The 25412-nt window shown below is 47.8% G+C and carries 20 protein-coding genes; 16 read left to right on the forward strand and 4 right to left on the reverse strand.

Going from position 1 to position 25412, the window contains the following annotated elements; translation table 11 throughout:
• Positions 1-274 precede the first annotated feature (274 nt).
• From MKX68_RS12465 to MKX68_RS12475, 3 genes are all read left to right on the forward strand, one after another.
• Positions 275-1783 (forward strand): RICIN domain-containing protein, encoded by a 1509-nt coding sequence (locus MKX68_RS12465; RefSeq protein ID WP_340911901.1) that lies wholly within the window; start codon positions 275-277, stop codon positions 1781-1783.
• Between the two features lie 234 nt (positions 1784-2017).
• Positions 2018-2803, forward strand: coding sequence for an ABC transporter ATP-binding protein (locus MKX68_RS12470; RefSeq protein WP_047840868.1), 786 nt, complete (start codon positions 2018-2020; stop codon positions 2801-2803).
• 1 nt (position 2804) lies between these two features.
• A complete protein-coding gene (locus MKX68_RS12475) occupies positions 2805-4472 on the forward strand; it encodes a hypothetical protein (RefSeq protein ID WP_340911904.1) in 1668 nt (555 codons plus the stop codon).
• A 541-nt stretch (positions 4473-5013) separates the two neighbouring features.
• Here MKX68_RS12475 and MKX68_RS12480 read toward each other — a convergent pair.
• Positions 5014-6228 carry a Leu/Phe/Val dehydrogenase gene (locus MKX68_RS12480; RefSeq protein WP_340911907.1) on the reverse strand — a complete coding sequence of 405 codons (1215 nt, stop codon included), beginning with the start codon at positions 6226-6228 and terminating at the stop codon, positions 5014-5016.
• Positions 6229-6574: 346 nt separating this feature from the next.
• Here MKX68_RS12480 and MKX68_RS12485 point away from each other — a divergent pair, with 346 nt between their 5' ends.
• From MKX68_RS12485 to MKX68_RS12495, 3 genes are all read left to right on the forward strand, one after another.
• The gene (locus MKX68_RS12485) at positions 6575-7090 is read left to right on the forward strand and encodes a DUF2179 domain-containing protein (protein WP_036671622.1); all 516 of its coding nucleotides are present in this window, start codon (positions 6575-6577) and stop codon (positions 7088-7090) included.
• Between the two features lie 290 nt (positions 7091-7380).
• Entirely contained in the window at positions 7381-8808 is a 1428-nt protein-coding gene (locus tag MKX68_RS12490; RefSeq protein WP_340911909.1) for a pectate lyase family protein, read from the forward strand.
• Positions 8809-9171: 363 nt separating this feature from the next.
• Positions 9172-9849 carry a hypothetical protein gene (locus MKX68_RS12495; RefSeq protein WP_340911911.1) on the forward strand — a complete coding sequence of 226 codons (678 nt, stop codon included), beginning with the start codon at positions 9172-9174 and terminating at the stop codon, positions 9847-9849.
• A 75-nt stretch (positions 9850-9924) separates the two neighbouring features.
• Here the strand turns inward: MKX68_RS12495 and MKX68_RS12500 are convergent, their stop codons facing one another.
• From MKX68_RS12500 to MKX68_RS12510, 3 genes are all read right to left on the reverse strand, one after another.
• Complete coding sequence (locus MKX68_RS12500; RefSeq protein ID WP_339787984.1) at positions 9925-11001, reverse strand: substrate-binding domain-containing protein; 1077 nt, start codon at positions 10999-11001, stop codon at positions 9925-9927.
• Between the two features lie 140 nt (positions 11002-11141).
• Positions 11142-12326, reverse strand: a complete 1185-nt coding sequence (locus MKX68_RS12505) for a glycoside hydrolase family 130 protein (protein ID WP_340911914.1) — start codon at positions 12324-12326, stop codon at positions 11142-11144.
• Complete coding sequence (locus tag MKX68_RS12510) at positions 12323-13513, reverse strand: AGE family epimerase/isomerase (protein WP_340911916.1); 1191 nt, start codon at positions 13511-13513, stop codon at positions 12323-12325. The genes MKX68_RS12505 and MKX68_RS12510 overlap by 4 nt, the downstream gene beginning before the upstream one ends.
• A 449-nt stretch (positions 13514-13962) precedes the next feature.
• On the opposite strand from MKX68_RS12510, the gene MKX68_RS12515 reads away from it, so the two are divergent.
• The 10 genes from MKX68_RS12515 to nikE all read left to right on the forward strand — a co-directional run bounded on the left by MKX68_RS12515 (position 13963) and on the right by nikE (position 25338).
• Positions 13963-15276 carry an ABC transporter substrate-binding protein gene (locus tag MKX68_RS12515; protein ID WP_289390635.1) on the forward strand — a complete coding sequence of 438 codons (1314 nt, stop codon included), beginning with the start codon at positions 13963-13965 and terminating at the stop codon, positions 15274-15276.
• A gap of 198 nt (positions 15277-15474) precedes the next feature.
• Positions 15475-16362, forward strand: coding sequence for a carbohydrate ABC transporter permease (locus tag MKX68_RS12520; RefSeq protein ID WP_340911919.1), 888 nt, complete (start codon positions 15475-15477; stop codon positions 16360-16362).
• 2 nt (positions 16363-16364) lie between these two features.
• Entirely contained in the window at positions 16365-17198 is an 834-nt protein-coding gene (locus MKX68_RS12525) for a carbohydrate ABC transporter permease (protein WP_340911920.1), read from the forward strand.
• A 228-nt stretch (positions 17199-17426) separates the two neighbouring features.
• Positions 17427-18464, forward strand: coding sequence for a glycoside hydrolase family 130 protein (locus MKX68_RS12530; protein ID WP_091035772.1), 1038 nt, complete (start codon positions 17427-17429; stop codon positions 18462-18464).
• 198 nt (positions 18465-18662) lie between these two features.
• Complete coding sequence (locus MKX68_RS12535) at positions 18663-19604, forward strand: glycoside hydrolase family 113 (RefSeq protein WP_340911926.1); 942 nt, start codon at positions 18663-18665, stop codon at positions 19602-19604.
• Positions 19605-19898: 294 nt separating this feature from the next.
• Complete coding sequence (gene nikA / locus MKX68_RS12540) at positions 19899-21533, forward strand: nickel ABC transporter substrate-binding protein (RefSeq protein ID WP_340911929.1); 1635 nt, start codon at positions 19899-19901, stop codon at positions 21531-21533.
• A gap of 248 nt (positions 21534-21781) precedes the next feature.
• The gene (nikB, locus tag MKX68_RS12545; protein ID WP_340911931.1) at positions 21782-22726 is read left to right on the forward strand and encodes a nickel ABC transporter permease subunit NikB; all 945 of its coding nucleotides are present in this window, start codon (positions 21782-21784) and stop codon (positions 22724-22726) included.
• Positions 22723-23553: a nickel ABC transporter permease subunit NikC gene (gene nikC / locus MKX68_RS12550; RefSeq protein ID WP_036606611.1), complete on the forward strand. Its 831-nt coding sequence runs from the start codon at positions 22723-22725 to the stop codon at positions 23551-23553. Before nikB ends, nikC begins: the two co-directional genes overlap by 4 nt.
• Before the next feature lie 39 nt (positions 23554-23592).
• Positions 23593-24399, forward strand: coding sequence for an ABC transporter ATP-binding protein (locus MKX68_RS12555; RefSeq protein WP_340915372.1), 807 nt, complete (start codon positions 23593-23595; stop codon positions 24397-24399).
• Between the two features lie 138 nt (positions 24400-24537).
• Positions 24538-25338 (forward strand): nickel import ATP-binding protein NikE, encoded by an 801-nt coding sequence (gene nikE, locus MKX68_RS12560; protein ID WP_340911935.1) that lies wholly within the window; start codon positions 24538-24540, stop codon positions 25336-25338.
• Positions 25339-25412 lie beyond the last annotated feature (74 nt).

The following is a 25412-nucleotide window of genomic DNA, read 5'->3' on the forward strand; positions in this document are numbered from 1 at the left end:
AGGGGCAGGGCAGGTATAGCAGAGGACGCTTCGGGGGAAGCGTCTTTTTGCTGTTTATGGAGAGAGCTGAGTATGAGATTGTACATTTTCCGCCGGATTGTTCACTATTCAAGCAGGAATGTGGCGGATACAATCGGAATCATGGAGGTGATCGCCCAGCCAGTATTGCCAGGAATTCTTTTGCTGAAATGCATCATCGATCGGAGGCAGATGAGACATATCGATTTTATTTTATGTAAGCGCTTCACAAAAAAATATGGAGGTGCATTACGATATGGCTATGAACGATGGATGGTTGAAAAAGAATACACATTCACGTCGCTTTACCCGCCGCTTAAGTTATCTGCTTGCTTTGGTTTTGGCGCTGCAATCAATAGGTATGCTGCTCGCACCCGGACCGAATGCTTCAGCTGCTCCGCTCAGTGTAACGAACGGGATACAGTTCAAGGATACCAATGGCAATGTCGTTCATGCTCATGGGGGCGGGATGATCAAGGCAAATGGGTATTATTACTGGTTTGGGGAGAATCGTAATACGAATGGAACGTTCAAGGCGGTATCGGTGTATCGTTCATCGGATCTGAAGAACTGGGAGTATCGCAATGATGTGCTCACCAGCAGCTCGGCAGCCGAGTTAAATATCTCCAACATTGAACGCCCAAAAGTCATCTATAACAGTTCGACTGGCAAATATGTGCTGTGGATGCACAAGGAGAATGGTCTGGATTATGGCGAGGCCCGAGTGGCCGTAGCTACTTCGAATACGGTTGATGGCAATTACACGTATGTGGGCAGCTATCGTCCACTTGGGTATGATTCCAGAGACATGACGGTATACAACGATAACGGAACCGCTTATCTGATCTCCGCGACCCGAGTGAATGCAGATCTGAATATATATAAGCTGACCCCGGATTTCCTCGGTGTGGAATCCCTTGTCACAACACTGTGGCCCGGACAATATCGTGAAGCACCTGCTCTATTCAAAAAAGACGGCGTCTACTTCCTGATCACCTCGGGTGCCACTGGCTGGAATCCGAATCAGGCGAAATATGCGACAGCCTCCAGCATTACAGGCACATGGAGCGGTCTCAGTAACTTTGGAGACAGTACAACGTATGGTTCCCAATCCACCTATGTCGTTCCGGTAGAAGGTTCACAGACAACCTCCTATCTCTACATGGGTGATCGCTGGGCTGGAGCGTGGAGTGGGCCTGTGCAAGATTCCAAGTATGTCTGGCTGCCACTTTCATTCCCAAGCGCAACCAGTCTGGCGATGAATTGGGCCAGCAGTATTACGATTGATACAGCAACAGGTACCGTAATTGGAGTGAATACACCGGATGTCTGGGACCCAAATGCTTCATATCAGCTGATTAGTCGTAAAAGCAACAAGTTGCTAAATGTCATCGGGGGTTCTTCCGCCAACGGTGCGGATTTGGAGCAGCGAGCAGATGGGGGAACAACAAGTCAAAAGTGGCAGATTACCGATGCGGGTGGCGGTTATGTCAAAATCATCAACCGTTCCAGCGGTAAGCTAATCGGTGTGGAGAATGGTGCCACCACTGATGGGGCTGTCATTGAACAGTGGAATGATGGAGGGTGGGCCAGCCAGCAATGGCAGCTCGTCCATGTAGGTGGTGGTTATTATAAACTGAAGAACCGCAGTACAGGCAAGGTCTTGGACATCTCCAGTCAATCCCTGGCAGATGGGGCTGCGGCCATCCAGTGGACGGATAATGGGGGTACGAATCAGCATTTTCAGATTGTTAAGGTGCAGTAAGACGTTTTAAATATTATAAAATAAGGTTCAACATAAAGTGGAAGCCCCTGTCTCTTACCATAAGGTGGGACAGGGGCTTTGTGATGTATTAGAGCTTGTTACGTGATGCTCTTACTCGAAAGGGATATCCAGTTGATGGCTCATATCGTGACCTATTTCCGATCATTACCATCCCAATCTGTGGTAAACTAGTAGAATTGTAGAAAAAGATAGAGACAGGAGCTGGATAACGAAGTGAGTGAACAACAAGTGCTATCAATTGAAAGCTTACGTATGAGATACAACGGACGTTATGTGCTGAACGGCATCGATCTGGAAGTGAATCGCGGTGAGATGATTGGATATATTGGTCCGAATGGGGCTGGCAAAAGTACAACGGTTAAGATTTTACTCGGGCTGGTTGAAGGATATGTAGGCACGGTGCGAATCTTTGGTAAAGATATTGCGGATGGGGATGTAGAGTATAAGCGCAGAATCGGTTATGTTCCGGAGGTCGCGGAATTGTACGAACAATTAACGCCTGCGGAGTATCTGACTTTTACGGGAGAGTTATACGGCATGTCCTATGAAGATGCGGATTACAAAGCCAAGCTATTGATGGATTGTTTTGGACTGGAAAAATCATATCATTCCCGCATTGCATCCTTTTCTAAAGGTATGCGTCAGAAAGTGCTGTTAATCTCTGCGCTGCTGCATGACCCGGATCTGCTATTTCTGGATGAACCACTCAGCGGATTGGATGCCAATAGTGTGATGGTGGTCAAAGAGATTTTGTCACAATTGTCAGCCAAAGGCACAACGATCTTCTATTCGTCACACATCATGGATGTGGTGGAGAAGATCAGCAGTCGAATTGTACTGATCGCTGAAGGACGCGTGGTGGCAGACGGTACGTTCAAGCAGCTCCAACAGCAGTCCATGGAAGGGACGTTGGAGGAAGTATTTAATCAATTGACAGGCTTCAATGAGCACAAAGCAATTGCGGAGCGATTTGTATCGATTGTGCAGGAGGTGTACTGATATGGAGGAATCCTCCGACTTCCGCACACTCAAGATTCTGGATCGCTTTCGTCCGATCATCGCCAGAACAGGAGCGGATTATGATGTGCTGCGCCTGATTTTGCGGGTGAAATTCCAGATGGATCAACGCAGAGTACCTACCATTTTGTCCAACAATTCAGGGAAAAAAGAGCGCAAGGAAGGGAATCAGTTTCTTCGTTCCCTGTGGTTGTATGGATTAATGGGACTGATGATGGTTCCCTTCATCGTCTGGGATACAGGGCATTTCATGCTTCAGATGGGTCTTGTGTTTGGTATCTTAATGTTTATGATCATGACGTCCATGATCTCGGATTTTTCCTCCGTACTGCTGGACATTCGGGATCGTAATATTATTATGACTAAGCCTGTTAATGGGCGAACGGTAGGTATGGCCCGAGCCATCCATGCAGGCGTTTATCTGCTATTGCTGACGGGTTCATTAACCGGTATACCGCTAATTGCCGCGTTAGTGACGCATGGGATCGGATTCTTTCTGATTTTCCTTGTAGAACTGATTCTGATCAATATGCTGATTCTGGTGACAACGTCTCTGATCTATCTGTTCATGATGAAGTTTCTGGATGGCGAGAAGCTGAAGGATATGATCAATATGGTACAGATTCTGCTTTCCGTGGGGATTGCAATCGGTTATCAGCTGGTCATCCGTTCGTTCAGTATTATTGACTTTGGTATGGTATTTACACCAGCTTGGTGGCAGTTGCTATTGCCTCCGTTATGGTATGCGGCTGCATACGAATGGTTATTTGCAGGTGGCGGGAATGTGTGGATCTATACGTTCACAGCACTGGCAGTCTTGGTTCCTGTGGTGAGTATGATCATATATGTGAAGCTTATGCCTTCCTTTGAATTGTATTTGGAAAAAATGGCACATTCGGGTCAGTCCTCCGGACGCAGACGCGGAAGATGGGATCGGTTGATCTCCAAGGTAGTCAGTCGTTCCAGAGAGGAGCAAGCTTGCTTCCGTCTGTCAGCCAGCATGATGCGTAATGAACGGGAATTCAAGCTGAAGGTGTATCCATCGCTTGGTTTATCATTTGTCTTACCTTATGTATTTTGGTTTACCGAATTACAATCTTCTACCTGGGCGGAGTTCAGGCAAAGTTCGTTTGTATACACCTTTTACATTGTACTGATGCTAGTTGTAACGGTTGTGGTCATGTTGAAATTTTCGGGACAATACAAAGCGTTCTGGACCTTTCGCGCTGCACCGATGGCGAACGATAGCGCGTTATATAAAGGCGCTCTGAAGGCGTTCTTGTGCAACATGTTTCTGCCTATATTTCTGGCAAATGCCATTCTGTTCACCTGGGCATTTGGATCACGGATACTGCCGGATATTGCGATAATTTTGTTGACGGCTACGGCACTTGTCCCACTGGCAGGCAAATTGTTGCTGCGTAAGCCGCCGTTCTCCCAATCTTTCAGTATGGCGCAGCAAAGTGATGGTTGGTATGTATTCGCCGCCCTCCCTGTGCTTGCCATGTTATGGGGAGTCCATGTCTTTTTCCGTTCGGCATCGGGGGGCGTATGGATCTATGGTGCGCTATTGATCGTAGCGAATGTGTTGCTGTGGACGCTGCTGTTTCGAGAGAAGAAGACAGCGAAGAAGAGGTCGGTTGCAGTTTAAGAAGTTACAGCAGAACAGAAGAATAAAAGAAAAGCGATAAGGGATTAGAAAGTAAAAGGACGAAGTGATAAGAGCCTAGAAGAGTTAAGAGTGCTAAGAAGAACTAAGAAGAGCTAACCTGGACATGGATGTCGGGGTTAGCTCTTTTTGATAGGTGATACTACCCCATAGAACCCTCGTCCGCAGCGCTAACGAACCTGAGACAACCTATTCAGGGTAAAATTCTGAAATATAAATTCTAACGAACCTCAGGAATGCTATTCTTCGGAAAAGTAGTTATTAAGCTTGAAAAAGGACCAAACTAGGCACAATAACGTGTCTGAGATTCGTTAGATTTTAGATCCATGCTAGAAAGGGCTAATAACGTGTATCAGATTCGTTAGCATGGAGTAAATCGGTGGGAGCTCTTTTTCGGCACGTCGGAATCCGTCCGAATGCAGTGAAGCCCATGATAAGTTCCAGATATGCTATAGCTTTTAACGTTAGAGGGTGGGGAATGTGTTGGCGGTATGAAGATACTCAGGTGGCAGAGTGGGGCGACCTATTTTTTATGGCCTGATCGGAGGATGGATTCCGCTAGCCGATCGGCTGCATCCGCTGTGGAGATCGCAGATTGCGTAGCTTCTGCGTATACCTTGCTCAGCGTGCCTGCAATCCCCGCCACTTTTTGGCGGATCAGGTCAGGCCCCGCGCCTTCCAGCTCGTAGGCGGTGGAGATGATCCCGCCTGCGTTGAGCACATAATCAGGCGCGTACAGGATGCCGCGCGCCTGCATGCGGCCTGCAACCAGCTGTCGTTCACTCAGCTGGTTGTTGGCCGCCCCGGCAACGATGGAGCAGCGCAGCTCCTCCACCGTTGCCGGGGTCAGTACGCCCCCTAAGGCACAGGGGGCGAAGACCTTGCAGTCAGCGGCGTGGATATGGGCCGGATCGGCCGGGATGGCGCCGCTGAACTGCACAAGGGCACGTTGTACACGCTCCGGTACAACGTCTGCCACAATGAGCCGTGCCCCGGCTGCATGCAGGTAACGGCACAGGGCATACCCGACCTTGCCCAGTCCCTGGACGGCAACGGGAATGCCCTGCAAAGATGCAATGCCTTGCTGGCGCAGCGAGGTCACAATGCCGATGTGTACGCCGTAGGCGGTCATCTCGGCAGTGAAGTCATCCTGCGCCCCAAGCGAACCCGTGGTGTCCGTCACATGTGCGGTCTCCAGTCGGATCTGGTCCATGTCTGTCGCCGTGGTACCCAGATCAAGACCGGTCACGTACCGTCCGTTCAGCCGCTCCAGACAACGTCCCAGTGCTCGAAAGCGCTGCGCCCGCTTGGATACGTCCGTATCCAGGCTTTTATCTATACGATCAGCACCCTGATCGGCGACGACTTCCCGTTCAGCGGCAGCGCCCTTTTGCTGCTCTACCCCTAGATCTCTAATGACCTGCTCACCACTAACAGACCCGCAACCATCCACATCCGGTTTTGCATTTTTCGCAATAGGCACATTCCATATGACCACTTTCCCTCCACCATAAGGCAGTCCGGAGATTGCATTTTTGTACGTCATGCCTCTGGCAAGCTTCACAGCATCCCGAACAGCTTCTTCCTCGGACGCATACGTCCAGTAGCGACATCCGCCGAGCGCAGGTCCAAGGACCGTGTTATGAATGGCAATGACCGCCCTCAATCCACTATCTGCATCATGGCAAAAAATGAGTTCCTCCATGCCTTCCCGCTCCATCTCCTGCCATAGCTGCATGACGGCACCCCCTTTTTGTTTTGACCCATCCATCCTGGTTCTGACCTGATATCCTGTGCCAGCGTGCTTGGCTTTATGATGATACAGCATATTCAAAGACCCCCGTTTTCGACCCTGGGACCTCCGCCGGGTTGATAATCGGTACAAACGGTTCTATAATTGCAGTTCCGGCATGCCAGAGAGCAGAAAATGCCTACGGATTTACATTCAACCGTTTAGAATGAGGGCATAACGTCCAATGATGGAGATAGAGCGAACATATCGGAAGCATAGATGAAACGAAATCGTCGAGTATATGCAGCAAAGGGCCAATTCCGTTGCGAAGGCCAGGAAAGAGGGATTGTGATTGTTTAAAATATTGGTATTTATCTTTTTGATCCAGATTGTATATGTATCGGCTTATACACTCCGGATGATTCTGACACTCAAAGGACAGAAATATATCGCCGCACTGATCAGCATGGGTGAGATTGTGATCTATGTGCTCGGTCTGAATCTGGTGTTAAACTATCTGAAACAACCGGAGGCCCTGATTGTATATGCGGTAGGTTACGGATTGGGTGTGCTGCTCGGAGCGTGGATTGAAGAAAAGATTGCGCTCGGTTATATCACCGTTAAAGTAATCTGTAATCAGCTGGATGGAAGCGTCGCGAATGCCCTGCGGGATAAGGGCTACGGCGTTACTGCATGGGTGGGCAGTGGACGTGATGGAGATCGGCTTGTGATGGAGATTCTGGCAAAACGTAAAAACCAGAAACTGCTCTATCAGACGATTCTCAGTCTGGACCCGAAAGCATTTGTCATTACTGTGGAGCCCAAACAGTTCCATGGTGGCTTCTGGACACGTTCCATCAAAAAGTAAAATCGAGCAGGTCTGCGGCAGATGCAGTCCTGCTTTTTTAATTTCATCCCATCTGGAATGTTCTTGTTACCTCGATGTATCCCTGAAACCTCACTCTCCAAGTTAACTCTGTACGATTCAAGGTTGCTTACAGTACAAACCCTTACCATACCAGCCTTTCCTAACCACATGTGAGATAGGGATTATTGTTGTAATCGCTTTCAACAATTACATTGAGAACATGTCCTTCGTAACTTGGCATGGCAGCGATGGACGAATGTCATCATCATATATTGGGAGGAATGGAATCGATGAAAAGCAAATTTCGAAGCTTGTGCAGCACAGCTCTGGCTCTAACGTTGGGGTTAACTTTATTGTCCGGCCCGGCAAGTGTGCAGGCAGCGGGTAACGCAGACTACAATCTTACAGGCTTCTCCCAAGGGAATGCGGGCGGCGGCATCATTAGCGAATCAAACACAGCCACGTATAAGAAAGTGTATAATGCGACCGATCTGGCATTGGCGCTGAAAAAGAACTCCGGTGTCAAAGTTGTTGAGATCATGAACGATCTGAATCTGGGATGGAATGAAATTCCGAGCGCAGCGCAGACTTCTCCTTTTGCCAAGCATAATAATGCGTTGACGCATCCCGTATTAAAACAGACCGGTGTTAGCAAGCTCACGATTGATGGTTTCAATGGACTCACGATTTTCTCCGCCAACGGCTCTAAAATCAAACACGCTGCGATCAGCGTGAAACGAAGCTCCAACGTCATCATCCGCAACCTGGAATTTGATGAGTTATGGGAATGGGATGAATCCACCAAAGGTGATTACGACAAGAATGACTGGGATTACATCACCCTGGAGGAGAACAGCAACGTATGGATTGATCACTGCACATTTAATAAAGCCTATGACGGACTCATCGATTCGAAAAAAGGAACCAGCGGCGTGACCATCTCCTGGTCCCTCTTCAAAGGGGATGACGGCAGCTCGAACAGCTGGGTTACCCAGCAGATTAACGAATTGGAAGCAAACAAGGCTTCCTATCCCATGTATAACTACCTGCGCAGCAGTGCTGTAGGTCTCAGCAAAGCCGATATTATCGCCATCTCAGGACCACAAAAGAAAGGACATCTGGTCGGTTCGACCAGCCTGGAATCAGCTAACGCCAACCTGTCCATGACGCTGCACCATAACTTGTACAAGGATATTCAGGACCGGATGCCACGCCTGCGTGGAGGCAACGCACATGCATACAACATCGTGATGGATGCGACAGGTGCACGTGCCGCTAAAGCCAAAATTACAACTACGATGGCAACAGCGATTGCGTCCAAAGGTTATAAGTTCGATATCATTGGCAATGGGGCAATCTCCACAGAGAGCGGAGCCGTATTAGTTGAGAAATCAGTCATCAAGGACGTGCTATATCCTGTTCGTAACAATCAGACCGATCCGGCAGATCCAACCTATACCGGCAAAATCAGAGTGACCGATACCATGTACTCCCTGGATGGCAGCTCATTCCGTGGAAGCAGTGATACGTCTGGCAGTCCACTGGCGCCAATCCCGGCAGTGGTAAAATCGTTCTCCTGGAACGGTTTCTCGACACTTCCTTACAGCTATACCACGGATGATCCATCTACGTTGAATGCTCGCCTCACGGCTTCCAATGGCGCGGGTTCGGGTAAACTGACCTGGTCCAAGGACAATTGGTTGAAGACAAGTTATTAGGCCATGATGTGATTTAAGTCTGAACAAAGCGAGTAGACATCAGAGTAACCTGTTGCTTTTACGTTCTTCAAATAAGGAAAAGAGTGCTCCTGCAGCTACGATAGCCGGGAGTGCTCTTTTTATATGAATTAGCTCCATAAACAGTTTGGCGGGCCGCTTGAAAAGTGACTCCTTGTTAGGGTGGAACATCTCCAGCTACAGCATGTGTTGGTCTCCCGGGTAAACGTTATATATCGATATTCATCTTCATTACATCAGCGAGTAATTTATGACAAATTATCCATTTTTACAAGTATGACTTGTAATTTTACTTACCGGTAAATATAATTTATTAGAATTGACCAATAAGGATGGTGAAGCAGCTTGGATGTATGGATATACTCCGTACTTACTCTTGTTTATTTGATACTTGTTATTCGGATGGGCGTCGATTTAACCCAGAGGAAGCAATGGCTCGCGTATTCCAGTTTTCAGCTATTTGTAGCGTTCAGCTTGGCATATGATAATGGAATTATTGCTTTAGGTAATTTGATAGGGGAAGGGGAATTGTTAATTGTTCTTAGTAGCCTTCGATTTTGGCTACATGCATTTGCTACCCCTACCCTTATTCTGGTTGGCTACCATATCTTGCGTAGCTCAGGTGCCAAGTTTGCAAATAGAAGTATAACGAGTGTGGTAGCATGGCTGATAACTTTAGGTTTGGTTATCTACCAGATTGTAGGTTTTACTTTATCCGAGGTTAAAAATCTCAAGGTTATAGAAGAGCATGGAGTACTGAGATATATGGCAGAAGGTCATGGAGGTCCGCCGATGATGGTGATCATCGTGGGGCTTGTACTCTTATTTGTTAGCCTGATCGTTCTTTTCAAACATAAATGGGTATGGCTGTTTGTTGGGACTGCATTATTGTTTGTAGGACAGTTAATCTCCTTGCCAGTGGAAACCGGAACTTTAACCAATGTGTATGAGTTAATCCTCATCCTCTCGATTTGGAGAACGACTACATTTCTGAAGAATTCAACAGATCGTCGCCCTCGTTAAGCTCCGATGCATCAGAAAAGACTGGCCAGTAAGATAAAGGCCAGTCATCTGTGTTCGTTTATTTAATTGTATAATTCAGATATCCATAGTATCTGATGAGGCAGACACAGCACTCACCGAGTCACGATAGATGATGTTGCCTTTCACGTGTACACGGCCGAAACTGCGGTTCGGGTTGTCGACCTTTTTGAGCATGGACTGAACTGCCGTGCGCGCCATCTGTTCCACATCCACTTCAACAGTTGTCAGCTTGGGATCGGAGAGCATCGCGTAGATATCATTATCAAAACCAACAACAGAGCATTGGCCAGGCACCTGAATATCCATGGAAGTCAGCTTCTGAACGAGCAGATGAGCGACCTGATCACAGTTGCATACAAAAGCGGTTGGCAGCTGTTCCGGCAGATCAATCTCAATAAACGTACCCCGTTCATCCCGATCATTCAGAACCAGATCCGGATTCATTGGCAGCCGATGTTCCAGCAAGGATTTGTAATATCCGAGGAATCGGTCCTGGATACTGCTCGTGGAATAGAGGTTTCCCACGTAAGCAATGTCACGGTGGCCCTGCTGAACCAGATAGTTCGTTAGCTCATAGGCAGCGTAGAAGTTATCGGTAACGACGGAATCGATATCCGAATGCTCATCGTAGAAGTCGAGAAACATTTTGGGAACTTCCATTGATCGAACGAGTTCAATATACTCTTTGCTGATCTGCCCGAGCACGATGAAACCATCGACCTTGTTGTCGCTGTACAGCTTGGGCAGTGTTAATTCCTCCTCATCCTCCACATTCAGAATGTGCAGAATGCCGTAGTAGCCCTGTTCCTCCAGATGTTTGGTGATGCGCTGGAACACGCGTACATAGAACGACTGCGTAGGCCCGGTAAAACGCTCCGGGATAATTACGCCAATATTATGGGTTAAGCCTTCCTTCATGGAACGGGCAGCAGCATTATACCGATAGCCCATTTCAACAGCAAGTACTTTAATTTTTTCCTTTAATTCGCCACTCACGCCATCTTTATCATTCAATGCTTTCGAGACGGTCACACTGCTGACCCCGAGCCTGTCGGCGATATCCCGCATGGTGATATTGTTCTTCAGTATGGTCGCCTCCTTCAAGCCGGTATAGGCACAATGTGCTGTCATTATGATGAACACTTTCTTCCAACATAATAACAATCCATATCAGTATACATCGTTACCCACTCGGAATAAAGCCATTCTGGTTGTTGTTACGCTAATTTTCAGCACATTGCAGGTTTCCCTGAGAGGACGCTCTACCGATGTTATGTCAATTGTTTCTGTAGAAGCTTCTCATTCTGTTCAATCAGCTGACCACGCTGGCTGGCACAGTCCAAGGAACGATACGGATCAGCAGGTGTATTAAACGTATAATCGACCAGTTTCTCCAACGTGGTTGTTGCCACATGACAGCGGGTATCACTGGATGCGTAATAGATAAAGACTTCTTCCTTCTCATTGATCACAGCACCGTTGCAGAAAATAACATTGGACACATCGCCTACCCGCTCATCGTCATAAGGGGCAATGAAGTGGCCGCCCGGCTTGGCAATAATACGCGCCGGATCATTCAGATCCGTAGCGAAAGTGTATAACACATAACGCAGGCCTGCTGCGGTGTTCCGAACCCCGTGAGCAATGTGAATCCAGCCACGATCCGTCTTGAGCGGAGCAGGGCCTTGACCGTTTTTGACCTCATATACCGTATGATATTGCCGTTCGTCGATAATGGTCTCTTCATGAATGACAGGGTTCAAGATATCCTCACACAGACCAAAGGCGATTCCGCCGCCGCTGCCTGTTGAGATGAATCCGTCCTGTGGACGTGTGTAGAAGGCATATTTTCCATCCACGAATTCCGGGTGCAATACGACATTGCGCTGTTGAGGGGAATTCGTTGTGATGTTGGGCAACCGTTCCCAGCTTGTAAGATCCCGTGTACGGACCAGTCCTGCCTGTGCAACTGCGCTGGATGTATCAAATGCAGGAGCCTCCGGGTCTTTGCGTTCCGAGCAATAGATGCCATAGATCCAGCCATCTTCATGTTGGACAAGGCGCATATCATATTGATTGGTTTCATCCGCATCGATATCTTCCCAGACCAATGGTTTACCCGTGAAACGGAACCCGTCAATTCCATTGTCACTCTCGGCGAGTGCAAAGATTGATTTGCGGTCCAATCCTTCCGTACGGATGACCATGACGTATTTGCCATTGAAATAGATGGCTCCCGGATTCAGCGTTGCGTTAATACCCAGGCGTTCCATGAAATGCGGGTTCGTCGTCTCATCCAGATCGAATCTCCAATGCAGCGGTACATGATGGCGAGTGATTACCGGATATTGATACCGATCATATATGCCGTTGTAGAAGGAAGAATTAATCTCATTGGGGCGAGTAAGCAACTGCTCCTGTTTCTCCAGTAACTCCTTGTATTTCGGGTGTATCATTCTGATCCCATCCTCTCGATTAATTCAATACAGAATCTGCTATTGTGATATGGGCATTTCCACGGTCCGGCAATTTCGCTCTGATCCGGTGTGCCGTTCCCGTCCACCGACCAGTACCATTCCCCGCCAGCACGCTGGTCAATGATGTTTTCTTGCGTATAGGTCCACAAGCGTTCCACTCTCTCCAGAAACAGTGGATCACCTGTGCGCTGATACGCGTTATAGAAACCGACCATCGCCTCAGCTTGAACCCACCAGATTCGCTTCTCATCGATATGTTCACCTTCTTGTTCATTTAGCAGGGAACCATCGGCATTTACGGCCACGTTGGAGATGTTATAGGCAATATCCGTTACCATGGCCGCATACTCCGGATGTTGTTCCAGTCCCAGCACTTTCAGTGTTTCGTCGATCAGCCAGCTGGCTTCAATGTCATGTCCGAACGAGCGCAGGTCAATGATGGACTCCCACTGTTTGTTGAAAAATACCCCGAGAAACTTGGTGTATTGGTCATACACCCGTTCATACAAAATTCCGAGCAGGCGTTCCAGCGCCGCCTTCACTTGTTGATCTGGCCACACGCGATAGAGCGTGGTGTAGGCCTCCAGTACATGGATATGCGTATTCATTGTGTAATCCGCAATAACCCCATTTTCGCTCAGCATTTCATTGGGCTGTTCCTTCCATGTACGATCAAATTGTTCCTTGTAAGCAGGTAGTCCGGCGTCCAGACCTTTGTCCTCGATAAGAGCAAAAAGCGTTTTCGCAAATTCCAATGCAGAAGCATCCCCGGTAGCACGATAGTACTCACTGAGTGAATACACACCGAATGATTGCGTATACACATGTTTGCTCGTGTCCAGCGCTTCCCCTGTGTAATCTACCATCCAGTACATACCGCCATATTCGGTATCCATCACATGGTCTGCGAGAAAACGATAGGCGTGCTCCGCGTGATCGCGCCATCTTTCGTTTCCGGTAACCCGATACGCCGCTGCAAAAGACCAGAGTTGTCGTGCCGTGGCGATCCCGCCTTTGGGTGCCTGTGGATTCACCTGAAGATCATTGCCAACCCAACCGTAGAATCCACCGTGGGTTGTATCTTTAAGGTTGGACCAGAAGGGTAGAATTTGCTTCTCCCAATGGGCCTTAATCTCAGATTGGAGTTGGGGTGTTTTTGTATTCATAAGTGAGCGCTCCTTCAACGTGTTACATAAATCTTAATTCATAAATGGACTAAAGAATATTTACACTGGTCACTCCGATGACAGAATAACCTTCCGATCGCTGTTACCCCCAGATTTTTTTGATTCCTTGTTATAAGGGGGAAATCCGGGGATAGCGTATGCTTCCGATATAGCTTTCTTTCAGAAAGCTTTTAGGCGAACGCTCCGCTTCTTCAGGTTCTTTCTGTCCTCTACGTTTCGTGTAAATGTTTAATCAATTTATATATTTAAGTTATCGGTAACTTTATTAATCCATATTAGTGCTCTGAAAAACAGATGTCAACGAAATGCATCGCAATTTTTCTTGTTAAGTTATAAATAATTTAATTGACAGGTAAGCGTTACCATAATAGAATTCATTTTGTAACCTTAACGATAACTTAATTAACTTAAGAGAGGGGTCGAAACAATTGAGAAAAAACAAAGGTTGGATGATGTTGCTGACGATGCTACTCATCACTTCACTACTTGCTGCATGTTCATCCGGAGGTGGATCTTCGCAGGCAGGGGAGGAGATCAGTACAGATCCGGCAGATATCAAGGGCGAAATTACCGTCCTTACACAACGTACAGATATTGTTGATACCGTATTCAAAGATTACGCTGCTGAGTTCAATAAGGAATACCCGGATGTCAAAGTGAACTTTCAGGCACTGGCAGACTATGAAGGACAAGTGAAAATTCGTATGAGCACCAAAGATTACGGTGACGTATTGATGATCCCGACGAGCGTTCCGATCGCGGATATCCCGGACTTCTTCGAGCCGCTTGGCACGTACGATGAACTGAAAGACAAATACACGGCTATTGAAGAACGCATGGTGGATGGTCAGGTATACGGTATCCCTACGGTCATCACGTTCTCGGGAATTATCTATAACAAACAGGTCTTCAAAGAAGCCGGTATCAATGAAGTGCCTAAGACACCTGAACAATTCCAGGCTGCGCTTCAGTTGATCAAAGACAATACTGACGCGGTTCCGCTCTACACCAACTATGCATCCGGCTGGGCCCTGACACAATGGGAATCGGATCTGCCAACCGTTGCAGGCAGTGTGGATTACGTTAACGTGGACCAACCGAACACAGATGAGAACTTTGTGCCTGGTCAGCCGCACTATGAACTGTACAAAGTGCTCTATGATGCAGCCAAGAACGGTCTGATCGAGAAAGATCCAACAACAACCGATTGGGAAAGCTCCAAAGCGGATCTCGCCAAAGGCAAGATTGCCACAATGGCACTGGGCTCTTGGGCCATCACGCAGATCCAAGGCATGACGGATACCCCGGACGACATTGGATTCTTACCTTTCCCAACCAATGCTAGTGAGGTTGTGGTTCCGCTCTCCGCCGACTATAACATCGGTATGAACGTGAACAGTGAGAACAAACCTGCTGCCAAAGCCTGGATTGACTGGTTCCTGGCGAAATCAAACTACGCGGTTGAACAGGGCGGCGGTATGGATGCAGACAAAAACGCGGAATTACCACCCATTTTGGATCAATATAAAGACGTTAAATTCTCCACGCTTACACCTGCCAAAGAAGGTCAGGAAGGTCTGGTCGACAAGATTGATAACGAAGGCGAAATCGGTCTCTGGCAGCCTGACTTCAAGAAACGCATTATCGAAGCAGGTATTGGGAACCGCAAGGAATCGTATGACGACATCATGAAAGATCTGAACGATAAGTGGGTCAAAGCACGGGCAGAACTCACGAAATAATTGGATTAACGTAAGTGGATCAGGTAATGAATGGACTGCGGGGATATAGGAACCCATTTATGAATGGAGCATGGAGTATGTGGTATTGGAAAGCATGATACCCATGCTCTTCCCCCGGCAGTTATTCCGCAGGAATTCCATTGGACGGGAGTCTTTCGATATATATAGGCGGGTGAACCGCTTGGAGGTGTGGAGAGCATGAAGTACTTAAAACTTTCGAATTGGGGCTACTCAGCGCAACGCATATTTATCATCTGTGCCTTCTCAATTATTCCGCTGGCGTTGCTGTTTACATTTGCATACTTGCCAGTCATCAACATGTTCAAATACAGTTTCACCGATTGGAACGGATATAGTAAAAGGTTCGATTATGTTGGCTTTGAGAACTACACTCGCATATTCAGTGATCCCGAATACTTCAAAGTATTCATTGTCAGCTTGTACTACTTTGTGGCTACGTTTGTACAGATGGGCTTGGCACTCTACTTTGCCACGATTCTGAGTTTCAAAGTCCGAGGCAAAAACTTCTTCAAAGGCATATTGTTCTTCCCATATTTGCTGAATGGGGTAGCCATCGGTTTTATCTTCCTCTTTTTCTTCAAACCAGACGGTACACTCGATATGCTCATGCATGCTGTAGGGCTAGGACAATACACGCAGCTCTGGCTCGGTAATCCGAATATTATCAACGTGTCACTCGCAGGTGCATCGGTATGGAGATACATGGGCTTCAACTTTATCATTTTCCTGGGTGCAATCTCTTCCATTCCGAAGGATGTGTATGAAGCATCCGATATTGATGGTGCCAATCGCTGGCAGCAATTCCGCCACATCATCCTGTCAAGCATTACACGCATCCTGCAGCTCAACCTGATCTTGGCGATTAGCGGCGCAATTAGTGCGTTCGATATTCCATATATCATGACCGATGGTTCCAACGGCAGTATGACATTTGTAATCCAGACGGTTCATTTGGCGTTTAAATACGGCAAGCTGGGACTGGCATCCGCCATGGCTGTGGTGCTGCTCTTGATCGTTATTCTTGTTACGCTTGTGCAGCGCGTCACCATGAAAGGGGAGGAATAAACGTGACACAATTCAAATACACCCTTGCGAGCGTGGTTAAATATGCTTCCCTGGTGCTTGCGGCGTTTATCGCACTGTTACCTATCGTGGTCATCCTGTTTGCATCTCTCAAAACGAATGCGGAATACGCTACCAGCAGCCCGCTTGCCCCACCAGCCAACTGGCTGAACTTTGCGAACTATGCTAAGGCTTTTGTGGATGGCAACATGCTGGTCGGTTTCAAAAACACCATTATTATCTTGGTCATCTCCATTATAGGGGCGACCTTAACGGGTTCCATGATCGCATATGTGCTGGATCGGTTCAAATTCAAAGGCAAGAAAATCATGGTCGCGGCGTTCCTGCTCGCTACCCTGATTCCAAGTGTTACGACGCAGGTCGCCACATTCCAGATCATCAACGCGCTCGACCTGTTTAACACACGCTGGGCGGCCATCGTGATGTATCTGGGTACAGATATCATCGCGGTTTATATCTTCCTCCAGTTCCTTGGCTCCATCTCAAGTGCACTGGATGAATCCGCCATGCTGGACGGTGCTTCGTACTTCACGATCTACTGGAAAATCATTCTGCCACTGCTGAAACCGGCTATTGTAACGGTCATTATCGTGAAGGGTGTGAACATCTATAACGACTTCTACACACCGTTCCTGTACATGCCAAAGACCGATCTACAGGTCATATCCACCGCCTTGTTCAAATTCAAGGGACCGTTCGGATCGCAGTGGGAGGTCATCAGCGCCGGCATCATGATCGCCATTATTCCAACCATGATCATCTTCCTGTTATTACAGAAATACATCTACAACGGCTTCGCGCAAGGTTCTGTTAAATAAAAAACGAGAGGCTATATGAAATGCATGTGAGAATGCACAGGAACGAAGAGGACAGAAAAAAGCTGGAGAAACGGAGTGGTCGCATTTATAACCGGATTTTCCCCTTGTATAAGGGAATCAAAAAAATCTGGGGATAACGGCGATCGGAAGGTTGTTCTGTCATCAAAGTGGTCTAGTGCAATTTTAATTATTCATTTCATAAAGCCTAACCGAAGGGAGAAATGAAAAATGTCAGTTGCCGAAACGAAAAACGTACACATTGTTGGGGATGCTTTGCCGAATATGCCATGGGAAGCCAAACCGGAGGGAACGGAAGGCCCGGTATGGAGACATTCGGCGAACCCGGTAGTCCCGCGTAACCCGGTCAAGGGTGTTGCTCGTATTTTCAACAGTGCTGTTATACCGTATGAAGGGAAATTCATTGGTGTATTCCGCGCTGAAACCGTTAATGGCCGTCCGCACCTGCACATGGGGGCGAGTGAGGATGGTCTGGAGTGGACGATTGAAGAGGAACGCATTGCATTTGTAGATGAAAATGGCGATCCGTTTATGCCGAACTATGCGTATGACCCACGTCTGGTCAAAGTCGAGGATACGTATTACATCATCTGGTGTACTGATTTTTACGGCGCTGCATTGGGACTGGCGAAGACGGATGACTTCAAAACATTTGTCCGCCTCGAAAATCCAATGCTGCCATTCAACCGGAATGGCGTGTTGTTCCCACGCAAAATCAACGATAACTATGTGATGTTGTCCAGACCAAGTGACAGTGGACATACGCCATTCGGAGACATCTTCCTGAGTGAAAGCCCGGATCTCGTGTATTGGGGCAAGCATCGTCATGTGATGAGCAAGGGCGGCCAAGGTTGGTGGCAATCGGTCAAAATTGGAGGCGGGCCCGCTCCGATCGAAACGTCCGAAGGCTGGCTGATGTTCTACCATGGCGTAACTGGAACCTGTAACGGTTTTGTCTATAGCATGGGTGCGGTCATTCTGGATCTGGATGAACCGTCCAAAGTAAAATATCGTTCGTCCAACTTTGTGCTGACACCAGAGAAATGGTACGAGGAGCAAGGCTTTGTTGATAACGTCATCTTCCCGTGTGCAACACTGCATGATGCTGATACCGGACGTATCGCCATCTATTACGGCGCTGCCGACACGTATGTGGGCGTCGCTTACACGACCATCGAAGAGATCGTGAACTATGTGATCGAGACGGACGAAGTTATTGCCGGAGATCACGAGGAAGGCAAGCTGTAATCGAAGTGAAAGTGCAGAACCAATCTGAAGAAGCGAAGTGGTCGCATTTATCTCCGGATTTCTCCCTTGTATAAAAGGGATTGACAGAAATCTGGGGATAACGGCGATCGGAAGATGGTACTGCAATCGTAGTGAAAGTGTATATAGTAGGTCATTCTTTTTTCATTAAGTGAACAGAAACATTGGGGAGCAATGTATATGGAGTATATCAAGGGATTTACATTTGGCTGGATGAGTGGCAGGGGAGACTTCCGTAAGCCGGAAGCCAAAGAATCCTTGCGCCTGATGGCTGAACGTACAGGCAGTTCACATGTTATTTTTGCACTGGCGGCACATCAGGATCATCCGCAGGCAGTAGAAGTGAAGTATCGGGGTGCACATTTGGTGGAGGATGATGAACTTATCGACATGATTCGTTATGCTCGTACACTCGGGCTGCGTATCATTCTGAAACCAACCGTTAACTGCACCGACGGCACATGGCGTGCACATATTAACTTTTTTGATATCGATGTGCCTTGTGAGCCGAAGTGGAAGGATTGGTTCCGCAGCTACACGGCATTTCAGAAGCATTATGCAGCGATAGCAGAGCAGGAAAAGTGTGAGATGTTCATTGTAGGCTGTGAGATGGTGCAATCCGAGCGTCGGGATCAAGAGTGGCGCGAGGTGATCGCTGTTGTGCGTGAAGTGTATACGGGACTGGTTTCATACAACACGGACAAATATCAGGAAGGCCATGTGAACTGGTGGGATGCTGTGGACGTCATCTCTTCCAGTGGGTACTATCCCATCGGAGATTGGGAGGCACAGCTGGATCGAATTGAGCAGGCGATTGCTCCCTACGGCAAACCTTTCTTCTTCGCAGAAGCAGGCTGTCCCAGCCGCAGTGGATCAGCCCAGGTACCAAACGATTGGGGACTGGAAGGCGAAGTAAGTGCGGAGGAACAGGAGCGTTTCTATGAGGCCATGTTCCGGCATGTCAGTCAGCGTGACTGGGTGCGGGGCTTCGGTCTGTGGGATTGGAGCGCACATCTGCACGCGGAGAATGATGCGCTGACCGATGACGGATATGGAGTTTACGGCAAGCCAGCGGAGCAGGTGATTCGTCGGTTCTATGAGGGCATCGCTGTAGAAGTTTAAACGAGAAACAAGAAGGCGTATGAAGATGGATTTCAGTAATATATCTGCATATGTACTTTCGTGATTACCTTGCTGTGAGCAAGGAATAGCAGATTATTGTGGAACTTATTTTTTCAGTTGTGATTCATATTCAGGTCGAGAGGCTCTTCCTCCTATAGGAAGGGCTTTTTTGGCTATTTTAGTAGTGATGCATACTATGTCGAATTTTGTTGACAAAAGGAGGGCTCCTGCCTATTCTTAATGGATGAATATGATAATCATTATCATAAAATAGAGAAAAGGGGTTCAACATCCATGTCTGTTCAACATCGCAAATCTTCGGCCCTCACGCTGGCAACTATGCTCTTGTTGTTATTCGTTATTGTGGGCTGCAGCAATACAGGAAGTGGAGATGAATCCTCATCTGCTGCTTCGGATCAAACATCTACGAAGTCGATTACGATGTCATGGCCACGTGATATCGGTACAATGAATCCGCATACGTACAATCCTTCGCAATTATTTGCCCAATCCATGCTCTATGAGCCACTGATCAGTTACCAGAAGGACGGAAAACTGGAACCTGCGCTGGCAGAATCATGGACAATCTCCGATGACGGCAAAGTATATACATTCAAGCTTCGCCAAGGTGTGAAATTCTCAGATGGTACACCATTTAATGCTGAGATTGTGAAAAAGAACTTTGATGCTGTAATGAAAAATAAAGATACACATAGCTGGCTGGGCATTGTAGGTGTGCTCGACAAGACAGAGGTTGTGGATGACCATACTTTCCGATTGACACTCACAGAGCCATATTATCCGGTTCTTCAGGACTTGTCTGTGGTCCGTCCATTCCGCTTCCTGGGTGAAGCCGGATTCCCGGATGATGGAGATACATCCCAAGGCATCAAAGAGCCAGTTGGAACAGGCCCGTGGATGCTGGCTGAATACAAGCAGGACGAATATGCTGTTTTCAAACGCAACCCGAATTATTGGGGAACAGCACCAAAGGTGGATCAGATTACGGTCAAAATCATTCCTGACGGTGAAACTCGTGTCCTTGCTTTTGAAAAAGGCGATCTCGATCTGATCTATGGTGAAGGTATGATCAGTCTGGATGCGTTCCAGGAGCTGCGTGACAATGATGAATATGTGACCCAATTATCTGATCCTGTAGGAACTCGCAGTCTGTTGCTGAACTCTTCCAATCCCAAGCTGTCCGATGTCAGAGTACGGAAGGCGCTTCAGCAAGGGTTTAACAAAAAGGCGATGGTGGAAGGCGTGACTTCCGGATTGGAAGAACCAGCCGATACCGTATTGTCCAAAAACTATCCGTACACCAATGTAGACCTGGAACCAATCACGTATGACGTGGAGAAATCCAAAGCATTACTGAATGAAGCGGGCTGGAAGCTGCCGGCCGGTGGTACGGTTCGTGAAAAAGACGGTCAGCAGCTTGATTTCGAGATGATTTTTGACAAGACGGACCCGATTCAGAAAGCGATGGCTGAGACCATTCAGGCGGAATGGAGCGAGCTTGGGGTTAAAGTAAATCTCACTGGACTGGAACTGACGGTTCAGATCAAACGTCTGAAAGCCAATGATTTCGACCTGTATTTCTGGTACAACTATGGCGCTCCATATGATCCACATTCATTCATTAACGTTGTGGCGAGCCCTGGATTCGGGATTTCCGAGACCCTGAGTGCGTTGCCGATGAAAAAGGAACTGGACGATCAGGTGCATGCAGCACTGTCATCTACAGACGAGACGAAACGCCAGGAGTTATATGGCTCCATCCTGAAAACACTTCAGGAGCAATCGGCGATTGTACCGATCTCTTATATTAAGAAAACGGCTGTATATCAGAAGAAAATTTCCAACTTTATTTTCCCGGCGAATCGTGATGAAAATCCGTTTGTGGGAATTGAATTAGGCAATCAATAATTTGTATAAGTTCAACTAAAGAATGTTTACACGTGCCACTCCGATGACAGAATAACCTTCCGATCGCTGTTATCCCCAGATTTTTTTGATTCCCTTTCTAAAGGGAAAATCCGGTGATAAAGGCGAACGCTACGCTTCTTCAGGTTTTTTCTGTCCTCTCCGTTCTCGTGTAAAAAAATTAGTTGAACTTATATAGTGATTTCAAGAGTAATAAGCTCATGTAGCTTGAGAACAGGGAGGAACGTTTGGTGATCAGTTATATCGGGAAACGAATGATCGCGATCATTCCTATCGTTTTTATCGCTACACTTGTTACCTTTGCGCTTATTCATATTTCACCGGTTGATCCAGCCGAGGCTTATCTGACAGCCGCTCATATCTATCCAACACCGGAGCTGCTTGCGCAAAAGCGGCATGAATTCGGACTGGATCAGCCTTTGTTAACCCAATATGCGCATACGATTCAGAAGATTGCCAAGCTCGACTTCGGCACCTCGTATCTCACCAATAAACCCGTATGGGATGAGGTGAAATTAAGGCTTCCGGCTACGGCTGAACTGGCCTTCTGGAGTATGTTGTTATCGGCTTTGGTGAGTATTCCTTTGGGAATACTGGCGGCGATGTACAAGAATAGCTGGATTGACATGGTCAGTCGTGCTATTTCCTATTTTGGAGCATCTATTCCGCAATTCTGGCTAGGTTACCTGCTGATCTTCTTTTTCTCGGTGAAGCTGGATTGGCTGCCTGTGGAAGGACGTGGATCGTGGGAGAATTTGGTTCTGCCTACAATTACACTCTCCTTCATTCTTATTGCGATCTACACCCGATTACTACGTTCCAGTGTACTGGAGCAATTGCAGGAGACGTATGTACAGTACGCGAGAACACGCGGGATTCGCGAACGAGTCATAATGCTCAAGCATGTCCTGAAAATCGCCATATCGCCCCTTATTACGGGGATGGGGATGAGTATGGGCAAGCTGCTGACAGGAACCATTATTGTGGAGCAGGTGTTTTCCTGGCCTGGGTTCGGACGTTATTTTGTCGATGCGATATTTAATCGGGATATTCCCGTTATTCAATGTTATGTCTTCCTGGCGGCCTGCCTGTTCATCGTATGCAATCTGCTCGTTGATCTGGTGCAGCTCGTTATGGACCCACGGATTTCAGCGAAAGGACGGGCAGAACATTGATAAACAAATGGCGTGCGGTATTTAAAGGGCAGAGAGCCATCCAGATATGCTCGGTGATCATATTGCTTTTCTTCGTGATCGCGTTATTAGCCCCATGGATTGCTCCTCATGACCCGGTGAAGGTGAATCTGTTGCAGAAGCTGGCGAGTCCATCGCTTGAGCATTGGCTCGGAACGGATCATCTGGGACGCGACAATCTCACTAGGCTGATGTATGGAGCGAGAGTGTCGCTTGGATTTGCTACCCTGATCTTCCTGTCATCTTTGCTCATAGGTGTCATTGTAGGTTCAATCTCCGGTTACCTTGGTGGTTGGGTGGACAGTCTGTTGATGCGCTTGTGTGAAGGCATTATGGCGTTTCCGAATCTGGTGCTGGTGCTCGGTATTGTAGGGATCTTTGGTCCAGGTTTGATGCAGGTGCTTCTAGCACTCATGATGGTACAGTGGGTGTATTATGCACGTATCTGCCGGAACATGGTCGTTAGTCTGAAAGAACGGAACTTCATCGCAGCGGCGCGGATTAGCGGCTCCTCTTCGTGGACGATTATTCGGAAACATATCATCCCCAACGTGCAGCGTCCGATCGTTGTGATGGGTACTCTGGAGATGGGGTGGGCGATTATGGATATATCTGCTCTGTCTTTCCTGGGACTTGGTATTCAACCACCGAATGCAGAGTGGGGAGCCATGATCCATGAAGGAACGGGGTATATTCGTAGTCATCCGGAGTTGATGATATACCCGGGTGCATTGATTCTGTTGGTAGTCATTACGTTCAACATCTTGGGTGAAGCGTTATCCGAGCGTTATGGCATTGCAAAAAGGTAGTGGTTCGAAACCGAAGGCATACGAGGGGTGAACGTAACGATGGATGATGCAGCGAAGGTACTCGAAGTTCGTGGTCTGCAAGTGAATCTTAGAACAGCGGAGGGTTCAGTCACGTTACTTGAGCCCATTGATTTCGAATTACAAAAAGGTCGTGTCTTCGGTCTGGTCGGCGAGAGTGGCAGCGGCAAGACTGTTACGTGTAATGCGTTGCTCCACCTGCTTGATCCGCGCAGGATGGAGGTATCGGGCAGCATCCGTCTGAATGGACGGGAGCTTGGCTATTTGTCAGGTGAGGAGATGCGGCGCATCCGCGGCAAGGAAATCGGATTTATTATGCAAAATCCAATGAATGCTTTTACACCCGTATATACGATTGGATCTCAATTCATTGAAACCTTGCGTACGCATACGGGAATGTCCAAAGCAGCTGCCAGGGAGCGGGCCATTGCTGCCTTGGCAGATATGAACTTACCCGAACCAGCTAAACTGATGAAGCGATATCCCTTCCAACTGAGTGGCGGTATGTTGCAGCGTGTGATGATCGCCATATCGATGTGCCTGCGACCGGCTTTGGTTATTGCGGATGAACCAACGACGGCACTGGATGTCGTAAATCAATTGAAGGTGCTTCAGGAATTGGATCGTTTACGTACGGAATACGGCACATCCATCTTACTCATCTCTCACGATCTGGGCGTGATCTCGCAAATGGCGGATGAAGTCGCGGTCATGCAGAAGGGGCGAATTGTGGAGCAGGCGGATGTGTACCAACTGTTCGATCACCCGCAGCATGAGTATACACGGATGTTGTTAAATGCCAGACCCAGTATGTCTTTAGGACGATAGCGACTAATAAAGAGTGGAATCGTTCAGTGAGTGTATGTGTAGAGCGGGTAGTCGTAGAGGTGGAATGGGCATGGTGATGTGTAGATTCGGCCTCTTCGGAGATTGCTTCTGCCAAGTACAAGAGAGGAGGATGACCTGATGCTTCAGGTACGTGGAGTAAGCCATAGCTATGGCAAACGTAATTGGCTGGATCGTTCGGGAGCACGACCTCCTGTGCTGGCAGATATCTCACTTACGATAGAAAAGGGTGTGTGTCTGGGGCTCCTGGGTACGAGCGGGGCAGGTAAAAGTACCTTGGGTAAAATCATACTTGGTCTGGAGAAGCCCAGCCAGGGTCAGGTTTTATTTCAAGGACAGGATATCTACCGATCCAGCAAACCCGTGCTCAAGGGATTACGGCGTGATCTGCAGGTCGTGTTCCAGGACTGTTATTCGGCTGTGAATCCACTCATGACTGCCGCGCAGATCATTGGGGAGCCGCTGGATAATTACGAGCGATTGTCGGCAAAAGAACAACTTCGTGTGATTGGACAACTGCTCGAGCAGGTTGGACTTACACCAGAGGATGCAAACAAGCTTCCGCACCAGTTCAGCGGTGGCCAATTACAGAGGGTCAACATCGCACGAGCCATCGCGCTCAAGCCGAAGTTAATCGTACTGGACGAATCGATTAGCAGCCTGGATATGGTGCACCAGACACAAATCTTATCATTGCTGGCAGAGCTCAGAGCATCTTATCGGTTGTCCTACCTCTTTATCACGCATGATATTCGGGCCGCCATGACCATCTGTGACCGCATTGCCGTAATGGATCAGGGCAAGATTGTCTATAGCGGTGATGCCGGGGATTCGGTAATGCAGTCAGATCATCCAGCTGTGCAGCAGTTGGTTTCGTCCATTTTGCCTGAGCATCCCTCGGGTCGTATTTCGTTTAAATGAAATTTATAGTGAAGGAGGCTCCTTACCATATTCATGATAAGAAGCCTCCTTTTTCAGATCTTATTCATCAGTTG

Origin of the sequence: Paenibacillus sp. FSL M8-0212, assembly GCF_038004645.1 — a bacterium.
Lineage (GTDB): Bacteria > Bacillota > Bacilli > Paenibacillales > Paenibacillaceae > Paenibacillus.

Bases quoted from the DNA above. Each gene is read 5' to 3' on its own strand.
- MKX68_RS12510 (WP_340911916.1), bottom strand. From the start codon at position 13,513: ATGAATACAAAAACACCCCAACTCCAATCTGAGATTAAGGCCCATTGG.
- nikA (WP_340911929.1), top strand. From the start codon at position 19,899: ATGTCTGTTCAACATCGCAAATCTTCGGCCCTCACGCTGGCAACTATG.
- MKX68_RS12475 (WP_340911904.1), top strand. From the start codon at position 2,805: ATGGAGGAATCCTCCGACTTCCGCACACTCAAGATTCTGGATCGCTTT.
- MKX68_RS12555 (WP_340915372.1), top strand. From the start codon at position 23,593: ATGGATGATGCAGCGAAGGTACTCGAAGTTCGTGGTCTGCAAGTGAAT.
- MKX68_RS12530 (WP_091035772.1), top strand. From the start codon at position 17,427: ATGTCAGTTGCCGAAACGAAAAACGTACACATTGTTGGGGATGCTTTG.
- MKX68_RS12505 (WP_340911914.1), bottom strand. From the start codon at position 12,326: ATGATACACCCGAAATACAAGGAGTTACTGGAGAAACAGGAGCAGTTG.
- MKX68_RS12500 (WP_339787984.1), bottom strand. From the start codon at position 11,001: ATGACAGCACATTGTGCCTATACCGGCTTGAAGGAGGCGACCATACTG.
- MKX68_RS12490 (WP_340911909.1), top strand. From the start codon at position 7,381: ATGAAAAGCAAATTTCGAAGCTTGTGCAGCACAGCTCTGGCTCTAACG.
- MKX68_RS12535 (WP_340911926.1), top strand. From the start codon at position 18,663: ATGGAGTATATCAAGGGATTTACATTTGGCTGGATGAGTGGCAGGGGA.
- nikE (WP_340911935.1), top strand. From the start codon at position 24,538: ATGCTTCAGGTACGTGGAGTAAGCCATAGCTATGGCAAACGTAATTGG.
- MKX68_RS12520 (WP_340911919.1), top strand. From the start codon at position 15,475: ATGAAGTACTTAAAACTTTCGAATTGGGGCTACTCAGCGCAACGCATA.
- MKX68_RS12465 (WP_340911901.1), top strand. From the start codon at position 275: ATGGCTATGAACGATGGATGGTTGAAAAAGAATACACATTCACGTCGC.
- MKX68_RS12480 (WP_340911907.1), bottom strand. From the start codon at position 6,228: ATGCAGCTATGGCAGGAGATGGAGCGGGAAGGCATGGAGGAACTCATT.